Below are 18,953 nucleotides of genomic sequence, written 5' to 3' on the forward strand. Positions count from 1 at the left end.
AAACAGTTCTCGCTCGACGTCCATCCATCCATGAAAACCCGACTTCTCTCTTTCGCGGTGCCGCTTGCCGGAACGCTGTTCATGCTCGGGTATTTGCTGTACGGGGATTTCGCACCATCAATGCGCGGGCTCGATTTGTCTTGGCACGTGATGCTGGGGTACGCCCATGAAAATAAACTTCAGCACGGCAGTCAGATCCTATTCAACTACGGGCCGTTGTCTTTCATCGAGTCGGTCATTTACTTCGAACAATCCCATCAGCAAAGGCTGCTCTACAAGGCCGCCTTCCTGCTGATGGTGGGCATCGGTTGTTTCCTGGTACTGCAAATCAGGAGCGCAGGGGCTTTGCTGGCCTGGGGGAGCCTCACCCTGCTGATGGGCATCTGGCGGGATGTGTACCTGCTCCTGCCGGCCTTGCTGCTGTGCCACCATGAATGCCGCAGACAGCAGGGCAATGCCGCGCAACTCGCGCTTTCGGTTCTGCTCGCGTTCGCCGCCGCGTTTGCATGCCTGGTCAAGGCGAACGCCCTGTTCTTTACCTTGCCCGCCCTTGTCCTGGCGAGCATCTACCGCTTCACCGTGCGGGACTACCGGCCCATTGTCCCCGTGTGTTTTGTCTTGTCCTTCGTCCTGCTGTTCTGGTTGTCCGGTCAGGATGTCTCAGGCGTGTTCGCCTTTCTGCGCGGCTATGTCGATGTCTCGCTGGCCTACAACGCGGACATGGGACTGCCCGCGCCGCTCGCGCTGCATGGCGCCTACATCGTTGGCGCCGCAGTCCTTCTCGCTGCGACGCTGCGCATGACCCAGCCTGCCAGCACCGTGCTCAGCCTCCTCACGCTGGGGTATCTGCTGGTGGCCTACAAGATGGGTTTTGTTCGGCATGGCGCGAATCCCGGAGCTTCGTTTCTCGCGCTGGCCTTGCTGTGCGCCGTGCAACTTGGGAGCCCAAGCGTCGACATCCCGACCCGCCACCACCGGCGTGTGATTGCCGCGGTGGCGATGGCAGCGGCTTTGCTGGTCATCCACATCTCGGCATCCGTGCTCCCGCAGGGGGGCTACATCACAGGATACGTCCACGCTGTGGAGAATCGCATCCGCTATGTGCTGGACCCAGGATACCGGGCCGCCTCGGATGCCGACAGGCGCCGTCACCACGAGACGGCGCTCACGGAGGCGCGCTCAGCCCTGCCATTTGTGGGCGTTGAAGGCCCCATCGATGTCTTCCCCTTCGAGTTCAGTCTGGCTTACGCGTCGGGGTTACCGATCGCCTCGCGGCCCGCATTTCAGTCCTACTTTGCCACCAGCCGCTACATGTCGGCGCGCAACGCGGATTTCCTCGCCAGCCCGCAGGCTCCGCGGTCGGTGGTTTTCAGCGTCGTGCCCATCGATGGCCGCTACGCAGCCCAGGAAGATCCGCTCACCCTGGGAGCCTACCGACGGCAGTACCAAGTTGACCGGCAGACGCCGAACGCCCTGCTGTTGACGCGCCGTGCTTCGCCGCTGGCGCAGTCCGAGCGGTGCCGCACGTCTGAAACGGAGTTCGATCTGCCCCTGCTGATTCCCTCCGTGGGCCCGGATCAAGCGGTTTGGGCCGAGATGGACGTGGAAACCACCTGGTTCGGACGGATCCTGGGCGTGTTGACCGGTCCCCCCGTTCTTCGCATGACGATCGCCACCCCGATGGGGAGCACCGATTTCCGGTATCTGCGCGAGGCGGGCCAGACCGGTTTCCTGTTGTCACCCGCGCTGGTCTCGACCGAAGCGGCCGCGCATTTTTTCAATGCCGAGAGCCGCCTGGAAGACAAGGTCCTGGGTCTTTCGATCCACCAGCCCGGTGGCGCAATGCCTTGGTTTGAGGAGAGGATCTCCGTCAGGCTGTGCGTGCTTTCCTGGGGTTCAGCAGACAAAGCGGGCCCATGACGGCGGGCCGTTGATTCGTCACGTAGGGCGCCACGGTAATTGCTCTGGCGCATTCCAACAATCAAGAACTTACGAGACCTCGTGCCATAGGGCTGGCTCGGTTCGGGTCGAAGTTGGTGCGACTGGCCTACTTCGGTGCCAAAGTTCCTGAGACTGGACTTCCGGTGTCAAACCAGTCCAAGTAAACGTCCGCATCACCCCCCCCCGAGGGGTGCGGACAAATACGTGGACTGGTTTATGCCGCAAGTCAAAGTTTTCGTCCGCATCTCCACTGGGTCAGTTTTCAATGGAAGACAACACAATCACGTGAAAAAATGCGTGAGAGCAGCTGCGTCGAGTGGAACTTTAGTCGGCCTTCAGTTTCGCGGCCTGCACCACCTGCTTCCACTTCACCTGCTCGGCCTGTAGGAAGCCACGCATCTCGTCCAGGCCCATCGCGTCGACTTCAGCCCCATGCTCTTCAAGGCGTTTGACGACGCTGGGGTCGGCGAGCACCTGGTTCAGCGCCTTGTTCAACTGCTCCAGCACCGGCTTGGGTGTCTTGGCGGGCGCGAAGATGGCGTACCACTGCGACACGTCCACGTTGTTGATGCCCTGCTCCTTGAGCGTGGGCACGTCGGGCATCAGCGGTGACCGCTTGGAGCCGGCCAGTCCCAGGGCCTTGAGCTTGCCGTTCTTCACGTTCGGCATCGCCGTGAACAGGCTGGGGAACATCACTTGCGTCTGGCCCGCGATGGTGTCGGTCACGGCCGGTGCGGAGCCCTTGTAAGGTACGTGCGTCATCGCGGTGCCGGTGGACAGCTTGAACATCTCGGCCGCGAAGTGCGGTGCCGTGCCGTTGCCCGCCGACGCGTAGTTGATCTTGTCCGGGTTGGCCTTCATAAAGGTCACCAGCTCCTTCGCGTTGTTGGCGGGCACCTGGGTGTTGGCCACCATGAGCGTGGCGGAGTAGCCCACCATGCCCACCGGTTCGAAGTCCTTGACGGGGTCGTAGCGCAGCTTCTGCAGCGCGGGGTTCATCGCATGGGTGGCGATGTAGCCCAGCATCAGCGTGTAGCCATCGGGTGCGGCGCGTGCCACGAACTCGCTGGCGATCGCGCCATTGCCGCCGGCCTTGTTGTCCACGATGAAGGACTGCTTGAGCAGCAGCGACAGGGCCTGGCCGATGGTCCGGGCCATGGCGTCGTTGGCGCCGCCCGCCGACGTCGGCACCACGATGCTGATGGTCCTTTCAGGGTACGCCGCCAGCGCGCTGCCACACGCCCAGGTGGCGGTGATCGCAAGGGCCACGGTGCTGAGCACGCGTCTTTTCTGAATCTGCATTTGTCTTCTCCGATGGGTGGGGGTGGCTTTGAATCTCGGAACGTATCGTCGCTGTTGTCCTATGCCAAGTAAATTGCATGTTTGTGAAGCATTGATGCACAATTTGGATCAACCAGAACACCCTCCAAGCTGCCATGGCCATCAACTTCAACCTTAACGACCTGCAGGCGTTCCGCGCCGTGGCCGAACTCAGCAGCTTTCGCAAGGCCGCCAACGCGCTGCACGTGTCGCAGCCCGCGTTCAGCCGGCGCATCGAGAAGCTGGAAGAGGCCCTGGGGGTCAAGCTGCTGGAGCGCACCACGCGCAAGGTCGAACTCACAGCCGTCGGCCGCGACTTCGACCGAAAAGTGCAGCAGTTGCTGGACGAGCTGGACAACACCTTGCTGGGCATTCGCGGGGTGGGCAGCACCCGCATGGGCGAGGTCACGATCGCCTGCGTGCCGTCCACGGTGTACTACTTCATCTCGCACGTGATCTCGCGCTACCGCGAACAGTACCCCAAGATCCGGGTGAAGATCTTCGACGCCAGCGCGAACGAGGTGCTGTCCGCCGTGTCGCGCGGCGAGGCGGATTTCGGGCTCAACTTCATGGGCAGCCAGGAACCCGACATCGAGTTCAAGCCGCTGCTGGAGGAGCGCTTCGTGGCGGCCTGCCGCCGCGATCACGCCATTGCCAAGAAGCGCCGCGTGTCCTGGGCCGAACTGGCCAAGTACGACTACATCTCGGTGAGCAAGGCCTCGGGCAACCGCCTGTTGATCGACCAGGCGTTGTCCGGCCAGCCCGGCCTGCCGCAGAACATCTACGAAGCCCAGCATGTGACGACCATGCTGGGCCTGGTCGAAGCGGGCCTGGGCGTGGCGGCGGTGCCGTCGATGGCCATGCCCGCCCCCGGCCACCCGCTGCTGGTGAGCGTGCCGCTGGTGGATCCGATCGTCACCCGCAAAGTCGGGCTGATCCGGCGCAAGGGCCGCTCGCTTTCTCCGGCGGCGCTGCAGCTGTATGAATTCTTCGCGGAGATGAAGGCGAAACGCGGCAAGGCCGCCGAGGGCCTCAGCGCCGCGCCGCGAGCACGCGATCGACCATGACGCCGGCCTGGCCCAGGTGGTTGGCCGGTTCGCACATGGCTTCGAGCTGGGCCCGGGTCACGTGGGCGGTGATCTCCGGGTGCACGGCCAGGATCTCGATCAGAGGCTGGTTTTCCTTCAAGGCTTGGCGGCACAGGTCGTAGACCAGGTCGTGCGCGTATTCGCGGCCGATGTAGGGCCCCAGGCCCATCATCACCGCCTCCGACATCACCAGACCGTGGGTGATGTCGATGTTGGCGCGCATGCGGGTGGCGTCCACTTCGAGGCCCTTGAGCACGAACTTGGTCTGTTTCAGCGCGCCGGACATCAGGCAGAAGATCTCGGGCAGCGACACCCACTCGATCTCCCAAGGGCCGGTGGAGCGCTCGTGGTCGGCGACCATCGCGTCCATCAGGGCGGCGGCGTGCTGCCGTGCAACCGAGATGTTGGCATGGATGTAGAGGCAGGAAATCGGGTTGCGCTTCTGCGGCATGGTGGAGGAAGAGCCGCGCCCCGGCGCATAAGGCTCGAACACCTCGGCCACTTCGGTCTGCATCATGAGCTTGACGTCCATCGCGATCTTGCCGAGCGAGCCACCGACGAGCCCCAGGAAGGCGCCGACCTCGGCGATGGTGTCGCGCACCGTGTGCCAGGAGATCAGCGGCTGGGCGAGGCCCAGCTCCTTCATCAACCCCGCCTGCGTTTCCATCGCGCCCTTCTCCAGCGACGACAAGGTGCCCGAGGCGCCACCGAATTCGCCCATCAGCACGCGCGGTTTGAGTTGCTGCAGCCGCTCGCGGTGCCGGTCGATGCCGGCCAGGATGCTGGCCATCTTGTAGCCGAAGGTGATGGGCGTGGCCTGCTGCAGGTTGGAGCGGCCGATCACGGGTGTGTCCCGGTACTTGCGGGCCAGCGCGGCCAGCGCGTCGCCGATCTCGTCCAGGTCCTGCTCCACCAGCGCGAGGCCTTCGCGCATCTGAAGGACGGCGGCGGTGTCGGTGATGTCCTGGGTGGTGGCGCCCCAGTGGCAGTACTCGCCCAGCTTGTCGCGGCAGTTGGCGTTGATCTGGTTGACGACCGCGATGATCGGGTAGCCGATCTGTTCGGTCTTGGCCTTGAGCTTGACCCAGTCGATCTGCGACAGCTCGCAGTTCTTCACGATCTCGTCGGCCGCTTCCTGCGGAATGATGCCGAGTTGTCCCTGGACCTTGGCCAGCGCGCGCTCGATGTCGAGGTACTTGGCCGTGCGGTTCTCGTCGGACCAGACCTCGCGCATGCGCGCGTCGCTGAACATGTCGCCGAAGATGCGCGAATCGATGATGGTGGATGCCATGGTGTGTCTTTCTCTGGGGTGATCGGTGGGGATGAAAGCCGGGGTCAGTGCCCTGCGGCCCGCAGCGTGCGGCGCGCCTGGCGCACCACAGGCGCATCGACCATGCGGCCGTCGAGTCGGGCCGCGCCGGGCGACGCCGCATCGGCCGCCAGCACGCGCCGGGCCCAGGCCAGCTCGGCCGCGTCGGGCTGCAGCGCGCGGTGGATCGGCAGGACCTGGTTGGGGTGAATGCACAGCTTGGCGCCGAAGCCGTGGCAACGGGCCCAGGCCAGGTCGGCCATGAGCCGTGCCTCGTCGTCCAGTTGCGGGGTAACGCCAGCCACGGGCGCGGGGAGGTCGGCCAAGCGCGATGCCAGCGCGATGCGCGCCGCCGCGTGACTCAGGCCGATGGCGTCGTGGCGGATGTCCAGGTCCAGGTCGAGGGCGAAATCCAGGGTGCCGAACACCAGCCGGGCCACGCCGACGGCACCCGCCACCTCGTCCACCTGGGCCACGCCCCTGGCGCTTTCGATGAGGGCCAGCACCTGAACACCCGGCACAGCCGCCACGACGAAGCCGACCTGCTGTGCCTGCTCGGCCTTGGGGAGCATGATCTGAGCCACGCCGGTGCCGGGCAGGGCGGCCAGGTCGTCCGCAAACCCGTCCGATGTCGAATCGTTGATGCGCACCACGCAGCGGGCCCGGTCGGCCGGTGCGGCGCTGTGCAACCAGCCGGCCACGTGGGCACGCGCGGCGGCCTTGTGCTCGGGCGCCACGGCGTCTTCAAGATCCAGCACCACCGCATCGGCGCCGCTGGCGAGGGCTTTGTCGAAGCGATCGGGCCGCGAGCCGGGCACGAAGAGGTAGGTGCGTGCGGGGGTGAGGGACGCCGACATGGTCGCGCCCTCAGCTCAGATGGCCTGGGCCGCGCGCAGCGCGGCAATGCCGTCCGCGCCGTAGCCGAGCTCGGCCAGGATGGCATCGGTGTGCTCGCCGAGCGCTGGCACCGGGTCCATGCGCGGGCCTTCGTTCCAGGTGCCCGGTGGCAGCAGGGCCGGCAGCGGCCCCTGGGGTGAACCCACCTCGGTCCAGCGCTGGCGCGCCTGGAGTTGCGGGTGTGCCCAGACGTCGGCCATGGTGTTCACGCGGGCGTTGGCGATCTGCGCCACCTCCAGCCGCGCCTCCACCTCGGCCACCGTCAGCGGCCGAAAGGTGTCCACGATGATCTGGCGCAGGGCGGTGCGTTCGGCGACGCGCTTGAAGTTGGCGGTGAAGCGCGGGTCGGTGGCCAAGGCCGGCTGGAGCAGCACCTTCTCACAGAAGCTGAGCCATTCGCGCTCGTTCTGCAGGCCCAGCATCACGTGGGCGCCGTGTTCCGCCGGTCCGACCGGGAAAGGGCCGTACGGATAGATCGTGGCGTGGCTGGCGCCGGTGCGCGGTGGTGGCGCGGCGCCTTCGAACGCGTAATACAGCGGGTAGCTGGTCCATTCGGTCAGCGATTCCAGCATGGAGATGTCGATGCGCTGGCCGCGGCCGGTCTGGCTGCGCTGCATCAGGGCCGCGAGGATGTTGCTGTAGGCGTACATGCCTGCGGCGATGTCCGCGATCGACGGGCCGGCCTTGCAGGGTTCGTCGGCGGTGCCGGTCACCGACACGAACCCGGCTTCGCTCTGGATCAGCAGGTCGTAAGCCTTCTTGTCGCGGTACGGCCCCGGGTTCTCCCGGTCGTCGCCGTAGCCCGAGATGTCGCAGACGATCAGCCCGGGCTTGATGGCCGACAGCGCCTCGTGGCCCAGGCCGAGCCGGGCCGCCGCGCCGGGCGCGAGGTTCTGCACCACCACGTCGGCCTTCTCCAGCACCAGCCGTTCCAGGACGCGGGCGGCCTCCGGGTGTTTGACGTCGAGCGTGAGGCTTTCCTTGGAGCGGTTGGTCCAGACGAAGTGCGATGCCAGGCCGCGCACCCGCTGGTCGTAGCCGCGCGCGAAATCGCCCGTGCCGGGGCGCTCGATCTTGATGACGCGCGCACCCAGGTCGGCCAGCTGGCGCGTGGCGAAGGGCGCGGCGATGGCGTGTTCCAGGGTGACGACGGTGATGCCTGCGAGTGGCTGCATGAGGGTCTCGGGTGATCGTGGAGAAAAGAATCAGCGCAGCACGGCGGTGGCATCCATCGTGAGCCAGCCTTCGTGGTCGCTCGCCCACAGGCGCACGGTCTTGCCGTCGGCGGACGGCTCCCCTTGCACCTGAAAGGCGTGCAGGTCGAAGGTGGGGCGCACCGCCTTGAAGCGGAAGCTGGCCACGTCGGCCGTGGGCATCTCCCGGCGCAACAGGTCCAGCAGCAGCGTGGCGATCAGCGGGCCGTGCACGATGAGGCCCGGGTAGCCTTCGACCTGGGTCACGTACTGCCGGTCGTAGTGGATGCGGTGGCCGTTGAAGGTGAGCGCCGAGTAGCGGAACAGCAGCACGTCGTCCGGCACGACCTGGCGACGCCAGGTCGCCTGTTCCGGGGCGGCCAGCGGGGGCGGCGCCACATCGCCGGGTTGCTGGGCGTCGCGGTAGACGATGTCGTGGAACTCCACCAGGGCCGGTTCAGCCGCACCGTTGCACCGCATCTCGTGACGCACCTTCACGAACACCAGCGGGCCCGTGCGGCCTTCCTTGCGGCTCACGTCGTCGATGGTGGACGTGCGGGCCACCTGGTCGCCCACGCGGATCGGGGAGCGGAATTCGAACTGGCTGCCGGCCCACATGCGGCGCGGCAACGGCACCGGAGGCAGAAAGCCGCCGCGCCGGGCGTGGCCGTCGGCGCCGATGTCGGATTGCCGATGCAGGGGCAGGAAGTACAGCCAGTGCCAGAGCGGTGGCAGCAGCGTGCCGGGCGCGGTGTCGGCCGCAGGGTGGTCGAGCGTGGCGGTCAGGGCGGCCACGGGCGTTGGGTTCACGGTGTCGTGCACCGTCTCGCTGCGACCGATCCATGCGCGCAGGTCGTCGGTGGTCTGGGTCATGAGGATGTCCTTCGCTCTCAGGGCTGGAATGGCGGGTGCCGAGCAGGCAGTTTCGGCGCATCCGGTGGCGAAGTAAATTGCAATGTTGAGAACAAGTGATGCCTTTGGTGCATCAATGAACGGCTTGCCTGTTTATTGCAAACCATGGATCAATGCTTCTCAACTATGCAATTCACAGAATCAAAGCGGCTCTTGAGAATGCGGCCCATGAACAAAGTCATTCCCTGTGTCCTCATGCGCGCCGGCACCTCGCGCGGCCCCTTCTTTCTGCGTGAGTGGTTGCCCGACGGTGACGAGGCCCGCGACCAGGCCCTGATCGGGGCGATCGGGGCTTCGGACCCGTTGCAGCTGGACGGCGTCGGTGGCGGCAGCACCTTGAACAGCAAGGTGGCCATCGTTTCGCGCTCCACCCAGCCCGACTGCGACCTCGACTACCTGTTCGCGCAGGTCGGCGTGGGCCACCGTTCCGTCGACACCCGGCCTAACTGCGGCAACATGCTGTCGGGTGTGGCGCCGTTCGGCATCGAGCAGGGCCTGGTGAAGGCGCAGGACGGCGTGACCCGGGTGCGCGTGTTCAATGTCAACACCCGTTCTCGCATCGATGTGACGGTGCGCACGCCGAACGGTCGCGTCACGTACGAGGGCGACGCTCGCATCGACGGCGTTGCCGGCACGGCCGCTCCCATCCTGCTGGACTTCCTGGACGCGTGGGGCGCGGTGACGGGCCAGGTTTTTCCGACGGGCCAGCGCATCGACCACATCGACGGCACGGCCGTTACCTGCATTGACGCCGCCATGCCGCTGATGATCGTGCGCGCGGCCGATCTGGGCGTCACGGGACGGGAAAAGCCGGTGGCCCTCGACGCCAACACTGCGCTCCTGGCGCGCATCGAGTCCCTGCGCCTGCAGGCGGGACGGATGATGGGGCTGGGGGACGTCTCCAACAGCGTCATACCGAAGCCGGTGCTGGTCAGCGAAGGCGATGCCCCCCACAGCGTCACCTCGCGGTACTTCACGCCGCACCGCTGCCACGCGTCGCACGCCGTCACGGGCGCCATCGGGGTGGCCAGCGCCTTTGCTCTGCCCGGCACGGTCGCCAGCGGCATCGCGCGCGAAGCGGGTCGCCACAAGCTGGTGGTGCTGCACCCGGCGGGCCAGATCGATGTCGAGGTGGAGCTCGTCGGCCAGGGAGACGCGGCCGAGGTCAAGGGCGCCGCACTGGTTCGCACGGCGCGCAAGATCATGCAAGGGGAAATGCACCTGCCGGACTACGTGTTCCCGCGTCCCGAGGAGGCGGCGGCCCCGGCACGCAAACCGATCACCATCATCGTCCCGACCGCCGCCGGCGGCGGGAACGACACCATGGCCCGCATCATTGCCGGCAAGATGGGGCGGCTGCTGGGGCAGGAGGTGCTGGTGGACAACCGGGCTGGCGCGAACGGGGCCATTGCCAGCGAGTTCGTGACCCGCGCGGAGCCCGATGGCCACACGCTGATGTTGGGCTATGTGGGCACGCACGCCATGAACCCCGCGCTGCAGAAACTGGGCTACGACCCGGTCGGGGACTTCGAGCCGATCGGCCTGGTGGGCTCATCGCCGACCTTGATGGTGGTCCACCCGAGCGTCTCCGCGCCCGGCGTTCAGGAGCTGGTGTCTGAACTGAAGGCGAAGCCCGGCAGCCTGGTCTACGCCTCGGCCGGCGACGGCACGCCACCCCATTTTGCGGCGGCGCTGTTCCTGTTGGGCAGCGGCGCGGACATGGCCAGTGTGAAGTTCGACGGCGCGGCGCCGGCCATTGCCGACGTGGTGAGCGGACGCACGCAGGTCATGTTCCCCAGCCTGTTCACCGCCCATCCGTTCGTTCACAGCGGCCAACTGCGGGCCATGGGGGTGGCCGGCACGAGTCGGTTGCCCAGCCTGCCCGCGTTGCCCACGCTGGCAGAAGGCGGGATCGACGGCGTGGACGTCACGCAGTGGTATGGCCTGTTCGCGCCGGCACACACGCCTTCTGCGACGCTCGCCAAGTTGAACCAGGCACTGAACGACGCTTTGGCCGACGCGGCCGTGGTCGCTCAATTCGAGAACCACGGCGCCAGGGTGGAGCCTGGCACGCCCGACGCGCTGCGCATCAAGGTCGACAACGACCTCAGTCGGTGGAGAACGCTTGTGGCCCAGGGTGCGTTGGGCCTGACGGATGTGATCGCAGAAGGTTAGCGTCTTCCGACGGGGTACATCACTCGCTGGTTCCACCGTCAGAAAGATCTGTATTGGCGATCATCCCAAATCACTGTGAGGCGAGGGTGAAATAGAAGGTCGCGCAGTGGCGCCATCGGCCGGCGCGATGCGGCGAGGAAGCACACCCTGTTGACCAACCTGATTCAGTTGTGGCTGACCCGGTACGACCGGGGAGAGCTCGTGGATGGACCTCTGCTGGCGCAGTGCCCAGCGTCATATCACAGTCAGTGTCGCCACGTCTATTACTCCTGAAATCTCCTGCTGCCAAAAGCAGCAGGATAGGGTTCTTACGTGGGTCGGCTTTCAATGGAAATTGATGCTCTAACTGGGTCAGTTTTCAGTCGAAGACAACACCTAATGCGGCCTCAGTGCGCCAAGTGCTGGGCCACCTTTCGCAGCAGGATGTCCCGGTTGAAGGGCTTGGCCACAAAGCCCACAGCGCCCGCCTTGCGGCTCTCCACGATTACCTGCTTTTCGGTTTGGCCTGTGAGCATGATCACCGGTGTGTTCATGTGGAACTGGCCGGCCTTGAGCTCGCGCGTGAGCAAGATGCCGTTGGAGTCCGGCAACAGGACGTCCATCAGGATCAGGTCGGGCCGATTCTTTGTCAGAAAAAGCTGGGCATCCGCCGCGGTACCCACCCCCTCGACGTCGTACTGCTCGCTGGTCAGCAACTGCTTGAGCAATCGGCGCATGAACACATCGTCGTCCACGACCAACAGTTGCGGGCGGCTCCGTTTGGCGCGGTGCACCATTGCCTGGGTGGCTCTCAGTGGTTCGGCCAGTTCACTGGTGATCGTGTCCACCCAATCCTGCACCGGCTGGGCCGCCCGCACCACCTGTTCCAGCGTGGGAATCAAGGACTCGCGTTGCAAATTGCCAAAGGCCTGTTTCACGCGCGAGGCGTCGCGCACCGTCAGAGCGTTGTCCAGGCCGTTGGCCAGGATGCGCTCGGACAGGCCTCCCATCGCGCGGCTGACCGAGGCCTGGGCCATGCGCGCGGAGCTTTGTGCGTTCTGCGCGTGCACCCGCCCCAGCTTCACCTGCTGGGCGAGCTGCTCCTCCAGCGCTTCGGCACGGCGGGCCAGGGTGGCCAACTCGGACAGCGGTTCAAGCGCCTGCTCTTGGTCGAGGGCGCACAGCGCCAGGTGCGCCGACATGGGCAACCGTCTGGCGTCGTGCACCAGTGGCCAGAACAACACGTAGTCGTCAAACACCTCCTGCATGCAGAGATCGAAGGCGCGGTGCACGCTTTCCTTGTCGCACAGCAACAGCGTGCGGTGTGCCAGCGACTGGATCACCTCGCTGCGCCGGTACAGGCCCAGGTAGAAGCGCTCACAGGCCTCCAGCGATTTGAAAGCCAACACCAGCAGTTGCGGCTTCAGCCGGTCGAATACCGCGTCTGACTTCGTCGGATCTGTCGTGGCCTCGGTATGTGGGTATCGACCGCGAAGCATGCCGCAGACCTGTTCTGCGTCCACCGCGTTGTCGCCGACAACGAGGATGCGCGCTTCTTTGTGCTTCATCGTCAGGTCCGGGTTGGTTGGCTCGGTTCAATCGGAAGCGTTTGAATGCTGCAATGCCTCGTGACCGGACAGGCGTGTCATGACATGGGCGAGCGCGTCTTCCAGCTGGGACATGAGCCCGTGCATCTCGCTTGGGCTGCAGCCAGAGCCAGCGCGTTCGATGCGGCTGCAGCACTCTCCCAGCGCCACGGCGCCGATCATGCGACAGGAGGACGAGAGGCGGTGAGCCAGGCCGGACAGGGTGGCCGTATTGCCGTCGCTGGCGGCGCGGCGCATCTCGTCCACGGTGTTGAGGGCAGAAACAATGAAACGCTGGCGGAACTCGGCCAGCAGCCCGGGCTCTTCGCCGACCAGACGTTTCAGCGCCTGGTCGTTGTAGACACAGTGGCCGAGCTCGACTTCGATCACATCCACTTCTTCACAGTCCGCAGCGCCAAACGAGGCCAGGGTTGGCGCCCCGTCCGACGGCAACCAACGCCTGATCATCTCGCCCAACTGGTGCGTCCGAACCGGTTTGCTGAGGTAATCATCCATGCCGGCCGAACGGCAGCGTTCGATCTCGCCATACAAGGCATTGGCCGACAAGGCCACGATCGGGAGACGCGATCCACCCGTTTCCTCGCTGCGAATGGTGGTGGCCAGCGTGTACCCGTCGATGCCCGGCATGTGCAGATCGGTGAGCAGCAAGGCATGGCGCCGGGTGGCCCGACCCGCGCGCCAAAGCGCCAAGGCGCCGAGTCCATCGCCTACCATCTCCACCGCCCACCCCAGCAGCGCGAGCTGGTGCCCGATCACTTTCTGGTTGACGGAATTGTCTTCGGCCACCAACACCAGCGGGCCGCCGGATGGCACGAAGTGCGGCCCGGTGCGCGTGACCATGGCGAAGTTGTCATCTGCCACGGGCCGCGGGGACGACGTGGACTGGAAAGGCAAGGTCACGGTAAAAGCGGATCCTTGGTCCATCTCGCTGTCGACCTTGATCCATCCCCCCATCAAGCCAGCCAGCCTGTTGCAGATCGACAGGCCCAGGCCGGTGCCTCCAAAACGCCGGGTGGTGGCGCTCTCGGCCTGCACAAACGGCTGGAAGATGCGCTGCAGCACTTCAGGGTTCATGCCGATGCCGTTGTCAATCACGCTCAACTGAAGGTGCCCGGGCAGGTCCGACCCGCAAGTCCGTACTCGAAGCGCCACCCGACCTGCTCGAGCCAAGCCAGCGGAGAATTTGATGGCATTGCCAATCAGGTTGTTGAGAATCTGGCGCAGCCGTGTCCCGTCGCTCAGGATCCAGTCAGGCAGGCCCGGCGCCACATCCACCTGCAGATCGACTCCATGGGAGGTGGCCGTCGGACGCAAGGCGTTGCACACACTGTCGGTGAGTCGCTCCAGCGAAACCGCCTCACTCTGCAGCTTGAGCTGACCCGCTTCGATCTTGGAGAAATCCAGGATGTCATCAATGATGGTCAGAAGACCCAGCGCCGACTCGCTGACGGTGTCGATCAGATCCCGCTGGTAGGCCGAGAGCTCCGAGTGTTGCAGCAGATCGAGACTGCCCACCACCCCATTCATTGGCGTGCGAATCTCGTGGCTCATTGTGGCGAGAAACGCGCTTTTGGCTTCGCTGGCAGCCTCGGCTGCGCGGCGCGCGTCCACCAGTGCCACAGTGCGCTGCTCCACAAGCTGCTCCAGGTGGGTCTGATGGCGCTCCAGTTCTTCGGTCAGGCGCCGCTTCTCTGTCACATCCAGCATCAGGGCCAGGTACTGGGTCACAGTCCCTCGAGCGTCTCGAATGGGTGTGATCGTTGCGGCCTCGACGTACTCCACGCCGTCCTTGCGACAGTTGAACAGCAGGCCGCGCCATGCCTTGCCCGCGGTGAGCTGCTGCCACATTTGGGCATAGGTCTCACGCGGCGTCTTGCCCGACTGCAACATGCGCGGATTTCGGCCCAGCATTTCCTGCATGGTGTAACCCGAGCTTGTCAGCGCCGCAGCGTTGACGTATTCGATGTTGGCATTCAAGTCGGTGATCAAGATGCTTTGCACGCTTTGCTCGACCGCCATGGAGAGCAGCCGCACCCCCTGCTCCTGCGAATACCGCTGTGAAATGTCGCGCATAACCACCACAAAACGCTGCTGCTCCACCATCCGGATACTGACCTCCGCAATGAAGCAGCTGCCATCGCGCCGCAACACCCGCCAGTCGGCCAGTTGCTCGCGGCCCTTGAGCACCCGCAGCGTTGCGCGCGTGAGCCGGGTGTGTTCGTCTGCGGGCAACAAATCGCGCAGGTGCATCTGCCGCAGTTCGCCGGCGCGGTGGCCGAGCATGCGCGCGGTTGCGCGGTTCACTTCGATCACGCGGTGGGTGCGATCGACCAACAGGATCCCGTCGCCCATCTGATCAAACAGATTGCGGCGCTCGGCATCGGCCCTCTGCGTTTGCAGCCAATGCTCGGCCGCACGCGCGAGGTCTTTCAGCGTCTGGCGCTGCACGTCGGATAGCTGGCGCGGGCGATGGTCGATCGCGCACAGCGTACCCATGGCATGACCTTCCACAGACAGGGGAACGCCGGCGTAGAAGACCACGTGGGGCTCGCCAGTCACCAACGGGTTGTCGGCGAACCGCGCGTCCAGCCGAGCGTCACTCACTTCGAACAAGCCGGTCTGCTGGATGGCGTGGGCACAAAACGCCTGCTCGCGCGGTGTCTGCTCCACATTCAGACCTAGACGCGCCTTGAACCACTGGCGCTGAGCATCGACCAGGCTAACCAGCGAAACGGGGCAACCGATCAGTTGGGCGGCAGCCCGCACGATGCCATCGAGCACGGGGTCGGCCGGCGTGTCGAGCACGCCCAGGGAATCGAGGATGGCCAGACGGCGGGACTCGCTGGGGGGCGGGGTGGCGGATTGCATGAGGTTGCATCAAGGGGTTGCAGAGGGCACGCGGCCAGAACTGAGAATGCGTCAGAACACGTTCTTTTGCACGTCTGCATGCCGTCCAAGGGAAGATCGGATACACCGACCAACATCTGCGATGGACTTTAAAAAGACCGCTGCTGGTGGTCTGTGGGGAGTTCTCGATGCGGCCTGGGGGCCGATCGTGTTGTTTGTTCGTTTGTGTTTGCTATCGCGCAAGACGATGCGGGGAGGACGCCACGAATCAGGCGTCCCCGGCATCGATCAGGCCGTTGCGGATGGCGAAGCGCACAAGGGCTGGCACGTCCGGCGCGGCCAGCTTTGCCATGATGCGGCTGCGGTACGAGTCCACCGTTTTGGGCGACAGGTGCAACGCGCGCCCGATCTCGGTGCTGGACTTCCCCTGCACCACCATCAAGACAATCTGGCGCTCGCGCACCGAGAGCGTGTCCAGGGCGTCGTCTCCCGGCGCCGTGAAACCCTGTACGGCGAGCTCGGCCACATCGGGGCCAAGGAAGCGCTGCCCCTTGCTCACGGCGTCGACCGCTTGCAGCAGTTGGGAGGCGGGCGATCCCTTGAGCACGTATCCAGCCGCACCCATCCTAAGTGCTTCAGCCACATGACGCGGCTGGGCCGACATGGTCAGCACAATCGAGCGCACCTCCGGCGCCCGACGCTGCAGCTCGGTCAGCAACTCAAAACCCGAGCGCTGGTCCAGATGCAGATCGAGTAGAACCACCACTGGCCCAAGCTCGCGCAGCTGGGCCAGCGCTTGCGTCGGATCGGCCGACTCACCCACCACGCGATGCCCGGCGGCTTCCAGCAACGCCCGCAGTCCGTCGCGCACGAGTGTGTGGTCGTCGACCAGGTAAATGTTGCTCATGGTTCCGATACCGTCCAGCTCAGGCGGACGTGTGTGCCGGCACCGGGTTCTGCGCTGATGAAACAGCGCGCGCCGATGGAGATGGCCCGCTCCCGCATGCCCACGATGCCCAGATGGCCAGGTCGGCCATGTTGCATGTCGGGGTCGATGCCCACACCGTCGTCAATGACTTCCACATTGAGCTGGTGCGTATCGCCTTCCAGAACCACCCGGATCAGCGACGCGTGTGCATGAAGCCTGGCGTTGGCGATGGCCTCGCGGACTACCATGAAAGCACTGTACTCCACGTCGGAAGGCCAACGCTGGCTGTACAAACCATCGACGACCTCCAGCAGCACATCGGGGCCAGATGCCGACAATGCGACGCGGATTTCGTTGTCCAGCGCGGCCGCCAGACCCTGTTCCTCGAGCAGGGGCGGCCGCAGGTCGGCCAGCACTTTGCGCACGTCCAGCACCGCTTGCCCCAGAACACCCGAAAGATGCTGGCACTGTTCCGCAAGCACAGAAGGCAAGGTCTCGCCCGCCATGATCAGCAAGGTTTCGAGATTCAACCGGGCCACTGCCAGAGACTGGCCGAGGTTGTCGTGCAGCGCCTGGGCCAGGCGTTGGGTGGTGATCCGCTCCTGCTGCATCAGCCGCTGATTGAGTTCGGAAAGTTCAAATTGATGAGTGAGCAGCGCAGTCTCAGCAGCACGGCGATCGGTGATGTCGCGCAGCACCGCGATGTGGCGGGTGGGGTCCAGTGCACGCGCGCTTACCTCCACCGGCACAACAGCACCATCCCGGCGCACGACGTTCCATTCCGTCAGCGGACCCCTGCCGGGAGACTGGGTCTTATGGGTGTCGAAAGGGATCGTCGGCTGCTGACCCGCCAGCAAGGCATGCAGCGGCATGTTGAGCAGGCTGTCACCCGGGTAACCCAGCATGTTCATGGCCTGCGGATTGGCGTCGAGGATGCGATTGCTGTCGTCGATCAGCAGAACACCGTCGGCCAATTGCTCGAACAGCTTGCGCCGGTAGGCCTCGGATTCTCGCAGTGCGGCCTCAGCCTTCTTGCGCGGGCTGATGTCGACGGTGGTGCCGGCCATGTAAACGGCTCGCCCTGCGCCGTTCCATTCGGCAAGTCCACGAACATGCATCCAGCGCCATTCGCCCCAGGCATCGCAGAGGCGAATCTCCAAGTCGAACGCTTCCCGGTTCTTGAGGTGGCGGCGCATTGCTTCGTGATGCCGAACGAGGTCCTCGTGGTGGATCATCGCACCCAGGCGGCTGCTGCGACAGTCCAACGCCGAAATCGGTTCAAACCCAAGCTGCCACCAGAAATCTTCGCTGAAGCCGAGTCTGTCGCTCAACAAGTCCCAGTCCCACACCTGCCCGCTGGCCGCGGCCAATCGGTAGCGCTGCTCACTGCGTCGCAAACTGGCCTCGCTCTCGCGCAAGGCCTGTTCACTCTCCACCAGATCGGTGATGTCCAGAGCGATGCCTTGCACATACGCCGGACTTCCATCCGTGGGGTCAATCCGGCAGGAGCGGTCGCGGAAATGACGCCACTTGCCCTGTGCATCGCGCAAGCGGTACTGAATCTGGTGATCGACGCCGTCCAAGTACTCATCCGACAGCGCAGCCACCGCGCGTTCGCAATCGTCAGGGTGAAGCGCCTTGGTCCACGCCAGCGGATCGGCCATCCATTCGCTCACCGTGTACCCGAGGATACGAATGGACGGGCTGACATACAGCGTGCGATAGGGCGGCTCGAGAGACGCACGGTAGATCATCGCTGGCGTCTGCTCGGTCAGCAGGCGGAAATCACGCTCCCGGTCGAGCAACAGGCGTTCGAACAGCTTGCGTTCCGTGATGTCGTTGCAGAAGATCGACAGCCCCTCCGGCGAAGGGAAGACACGCCCTTCAAACCACTTGCTCCAGGGTGCATAAAAAGCCTCGAAGACTTGTGCCTGTTGGGACCGCAATGCCCTGTCGTATGCATGGTGAAAGACTTGCGCCTGCTCCAACTCGTACTCGTCCCAGATGTATCGACCGATCAGTTGTTCGGCTCGATCACGCTGGAGCAGGCTCAAGGCAGGCGCATTGAGGTAGGTGAAACGCATTTCCCTGTCGAGCGCAAAGATCGCGTCGCCCACCCTGTTGATCACGTGGTCCAGCAATTCGCGCGCCACACCCATTTCCCGCAGGGCATGCGCGGCCTGGCGCTGCAACGCAACATGTGCGGTCACCTCGTTCGTCACCACCAGGCTCACTGCACGGCCTTCCCAGTCCAGGTCGCTGGAGGTCATGTCGACATCGATCAGGCTGCCGTCTCGTAACCGATGCTGCTCTCGCTTGGTCAATCGCCGACCATCGGTTCCTACAAGCTCTCGGTCAAGATCCTCCCCCGTCTCGCCTTGCCCTGGCGGCACAAGCCGGATGTCCATGACTTTGAGTTGCAGGAACTCTTCGTATGAGTATCCGTAACGCGCGACGGCCGCCGCGTTGGCGGCCAAGATGCGCTTGCTGGTCTGTTCGAACACCCACATCGGCTGCGGGTGGGCATCGAACAGCAACTGGTAGCCCTGTTCATCGTTCCAGAGTACCCCCCGCATATCTGACTGCGCAGTTTTTCGGGGCGATGGGCAATCCATGGGCGCAGACATAAGGGTATTGTGCGCGCCGGGAGGCGTGTTGACGCCGACTGAAAAATTGACAGAGGGGGGAACCTTTGACTGGTTTTGGGCCGTTCAAGGCTCTCTCGCTATTCGATGGGGCTGAGAGGGTCTAAGGAGA

The 18,953-nt window shown here is 64.7% G+C and carries 12 protein-coding genes; 3 read left to right on the plus strand and 9 right to left on the minus strand.

Annotated features, from left to right (window positions below; all coding sequences use genetic code 11):
• Positions 1 to 30 precede the first annotated feature (30 nt).
• On the plus strand, positions 31 to 1,920 hold the full coding sequence (locus tag AC3WPZ_RS04395) for a hypothetical protein (protein WP_492438389.1): 1,890 nt from the start codon (positions 31 to 33) through the stop codon (positions 1,918 to 1,920).
• Positions 1,921 to 2,265: 345 nt separating this feature from the next.
• Here AC3WPZ_RS04395 and AC3WPZ_RS04400 read toward each other — a convergent pair whose 3' ends face one another.
• Positions 2,266 to 3,243: a Bug family tripartite tricarboxylate transporter substrate binding protein gene (locus AC3WPZ_RS04400; protein WP_382327906.1), complete on the minus strand. Its 978-nt coding sequence runs from the start codon at positions 3,241 to 3,243 to the stop codon at positions 2,266 to 2,268.
• 134 nt (positions 3,244 to 3,377) lie between these two features.
• Here AC3WPZ_RS04400 and AC3WPZ_RS04405 point away from each other — a divergent pair, with 134 nt between their 5' ends.
• On the plus strand, positions 3,378 to 4,328 hold the full coding sequence (locus AC3WPZ_RS04405; RefSeq protein WP_382322438.1) for a LysR family transcriptional regulator: 951 nt from the start codon (positions 3,378 to 3,380) through the stop codon (positions 4,326 to 4,328).
• On the opposite strand, the gene pcaB is transcribed toward AC3WPZ_RS04405, so the two are convergent.
• From pcaB to AC3WPZ_RS04425, 4 genes are read right to left on the minus strand one after another with little or no spacing between them, the layout of a single operon-like run.
• Positions 4,294 to 5,640: a 3-carboxy-cis,cis-muconate cycloisomerase gene (pcaB, locus tag AC3WPZ_RS04410; RefSeq protein WP_492438391.1), complete on the minus strand. Its 1,347-nt coding sequence runs from the start codon at positions 5,638 to 5,640 to the stop codon at positions 4,294 to 4,296. The two genes, AC3WPZ_RS04405 and pcaB, sit on opposite strands and share 35 nt — an antisense overlap.
• Before the next feature lie 44 nt (positions 5,641 to 5,684).
• Complete coding sequence (locus AC3WPZ_RS04415) at positions 5,685 to 6,515, minus strand: HpcH/HpaI aldolase/citrate lyase family protein (protein ID WP_382322437.1); 831 nt, start codon at positions 6,513 to 6,515, stop codon at positions 5,685 to 5,687.
• Between the two features lie 15 nt (positions 6,516 to 6,530).
• A complete protein-coding gene (locus tag AC3WPZ_RS04420) occupies positions 6,531 to 7,730 on the minus strand; it encodes a CaiB/BaiF CoA transferase family protein (protein ID WP_444688868.1) in 1,200 nt (399 codons plus the stop codon).
• A 30-nt stretch (positions 7,731 to 7,760) separates the two neighbouring features.
• Positions 7,761 to 8,621 carry an HTD2 family dehydratase gene (locus AC3WPZ_RS04425; RefSeq protein WP_382322435.1) on the minus strand — a complete coding sequence of 287 codons (861 nt, stop codon included), beginning with the start codon at positions 8,619 to 8,621 and terminating at the stop codon, positions 7,761 to 7,763.
• Positions 8,622 to 8,828: 207 nt separating this feature from the next.
• Here AC3WPZ_RS04425 and AC3WPZ_RS04430 point away from each other — a divergent pair, with 207 nt between their 5' ends.
• A complete protein-coding gene (locus AC3WPZ_RS04430) occupies positions 8,829 to 10,835 on the plus strand; it encodes a 4-oxalomesaconate tautomerase (protein WP_492438393.1) in 2,007 nt (668 codons plus the stop codon).
• 386 nt (positions 10,836 to 11,221) lie between these two features.
• Here the strand turns inward: AC3WPZ_RS04430 and AC3WPZ_RS04435 are convergent, their stop codons facing one another.
• The 4 genes from AC3WPZ_RS04435 to AC3WPZ_RS04450 form a co-directional block, all read right to left on the minus strand.
• The gene (locus AC3WPZ_RS04435) at positions 11,222 to 12,382 is read right to left on the minus strand and encodes a response regulator (RefSeq protein WP_444688870.1); all 1,161 of its coding nucleotides are present in this window, start codon (positions 12,380 to 12,382) and stop codon (positions 11,222 to 11,224) included.
• Between the two features lie 27 nt (positions 12,383 to 12,409).
• Positions 12,410 to 15,289, minus strand: coding sequence for a PAS domain S-box protein (locus AC3WPZ_RS04440; RefSeq protein WP_492438395.1), 2,880 nt, complete (start codon positions 15,287 to 15,289; stop codon positions 12,410 to 12,412).
• A 247-nt stretch (positions 15,290 to 15,536) separates the two neighbouring features.
• Positions 15,537 to 16,175, minus strand: coding sequence for a response regulator (locus AC3WPZ_RS04445; RefSeq protein WP_382322431.1), 639 nt, complete (start codon positions 16,173 to 16,175; stop codon positions 15,537 to 15,539).
• Positions 16,172 to 18,823, minus strand: a complete 2,652-nt coding sequence (locus tag AC3WPZ_RS04450) for a PAS domain-containing sensor histidine kinase (protein ID WP_492438397.1) — start codon at positions 18,821 to 18,823, stop codon at positions 16,172 to 16,174. The genes AC3WPZ_RS04445 and AC3WPZ_RS04450 overlap by 4 nt, the downstream gene beginning before the upstream one ends.
• Between the last annotated feature and the right edge of the window lie 130 nt (positions 18,824 to 18,953).

The sequence above is a fragment of the Hydrogenophaga sp. FW305-3-2-15-A-LB1 genome, assembly GCF_058787875.1.

Bases quoted from the DNA above. Each gene is read 5' to 3' on its own strand.
- AC3WPZ_RS04425 (WP_382322435.1), bottom strand. From the start codon at position 8,621: ATGACCCAGACCACCGACGACCTGCGCGCATGGATCGGTCGCAGCGAG.
- AC3WPZ_RS04395 (WP_492438389.1), top strand. From the start codon at position 31: ATGAAAACCCGACTTCTCTCTTTCGCGGTGCCGCTTGCCGGAACGCTG.
- AC3WPZ_RS04405 (WP_382322438.1), top strand. From the start codon at position 3,378: ATGGCCATCAACTTCAACCTTAACGACCTGCAGGCGTTCCGCGCCGTG.
- AC3WPZ_RS04450 (WP_492438397.1), bottom strand. From the start codon at position 18,823: ATGTCTGCGCCCATGGATTGCCCATCGCCCCGAAAAACTGCGCAGTCA.
- AC3WPZ_RS04415 (WP_382322437.1), bottom strand. From the start codon at position 6,515: ATGTCGGCGTCCCTCACCCCCGCACGCACCTACCTCTTCGTGCCCGGC.
- AC3WPZ_RS04400 (WP_382327906.1), bottom strand. From the start codon at position 3,243: ATGCAGATTCAGAAAAGACGCGTGCTCAGCACCGTGGCCCTTGCGATC.
- AC3WPZ_RS04435 (WP_444688870.1), bottom strand. From the start codon at position 12,382: ATGAAGCACAAAGAAGCGCGCATCCTCGTTGTCGGCGACAACGCGGTG.
- AC3WPZ_RS04420 (WP_444688868.1), bottom strand. From the start codon at position 7,730: ATGCAGCCACTCGCAGGCATCACCGTCGTCACCCTGGAACACGCCATC.
- AC3WPZ_RS04430 (WP_492438393.1), top strand. From the start codon at position 8,829: ATGAACAAAGTCATTCCCTGTGTCCTCATGCGCGCCGGCACCTCGCGC.
- pcaB (WP_492438391.1), bottom strand. From the start codon at position 5,640: ATGGCATCCACCATCATCGATTCGCGCATCTTCGGCGACATGTTCAGC.
- AC3WPZ_RS04445 (WP_382322431.1), bottom strand. From the start codon at position 16,175: ATGAGCAACATTTACCTGGTCGACGACCACACACTCGTGCGCGACGGA.
- AC3WPZ_RS04440 (WP_492438395.1), bottom strand. From the start codon at position 15,289: ATGCAATCCGCCACCCCGCCCCCCAGCGAGTCCCGCCGTCTGGCCATC.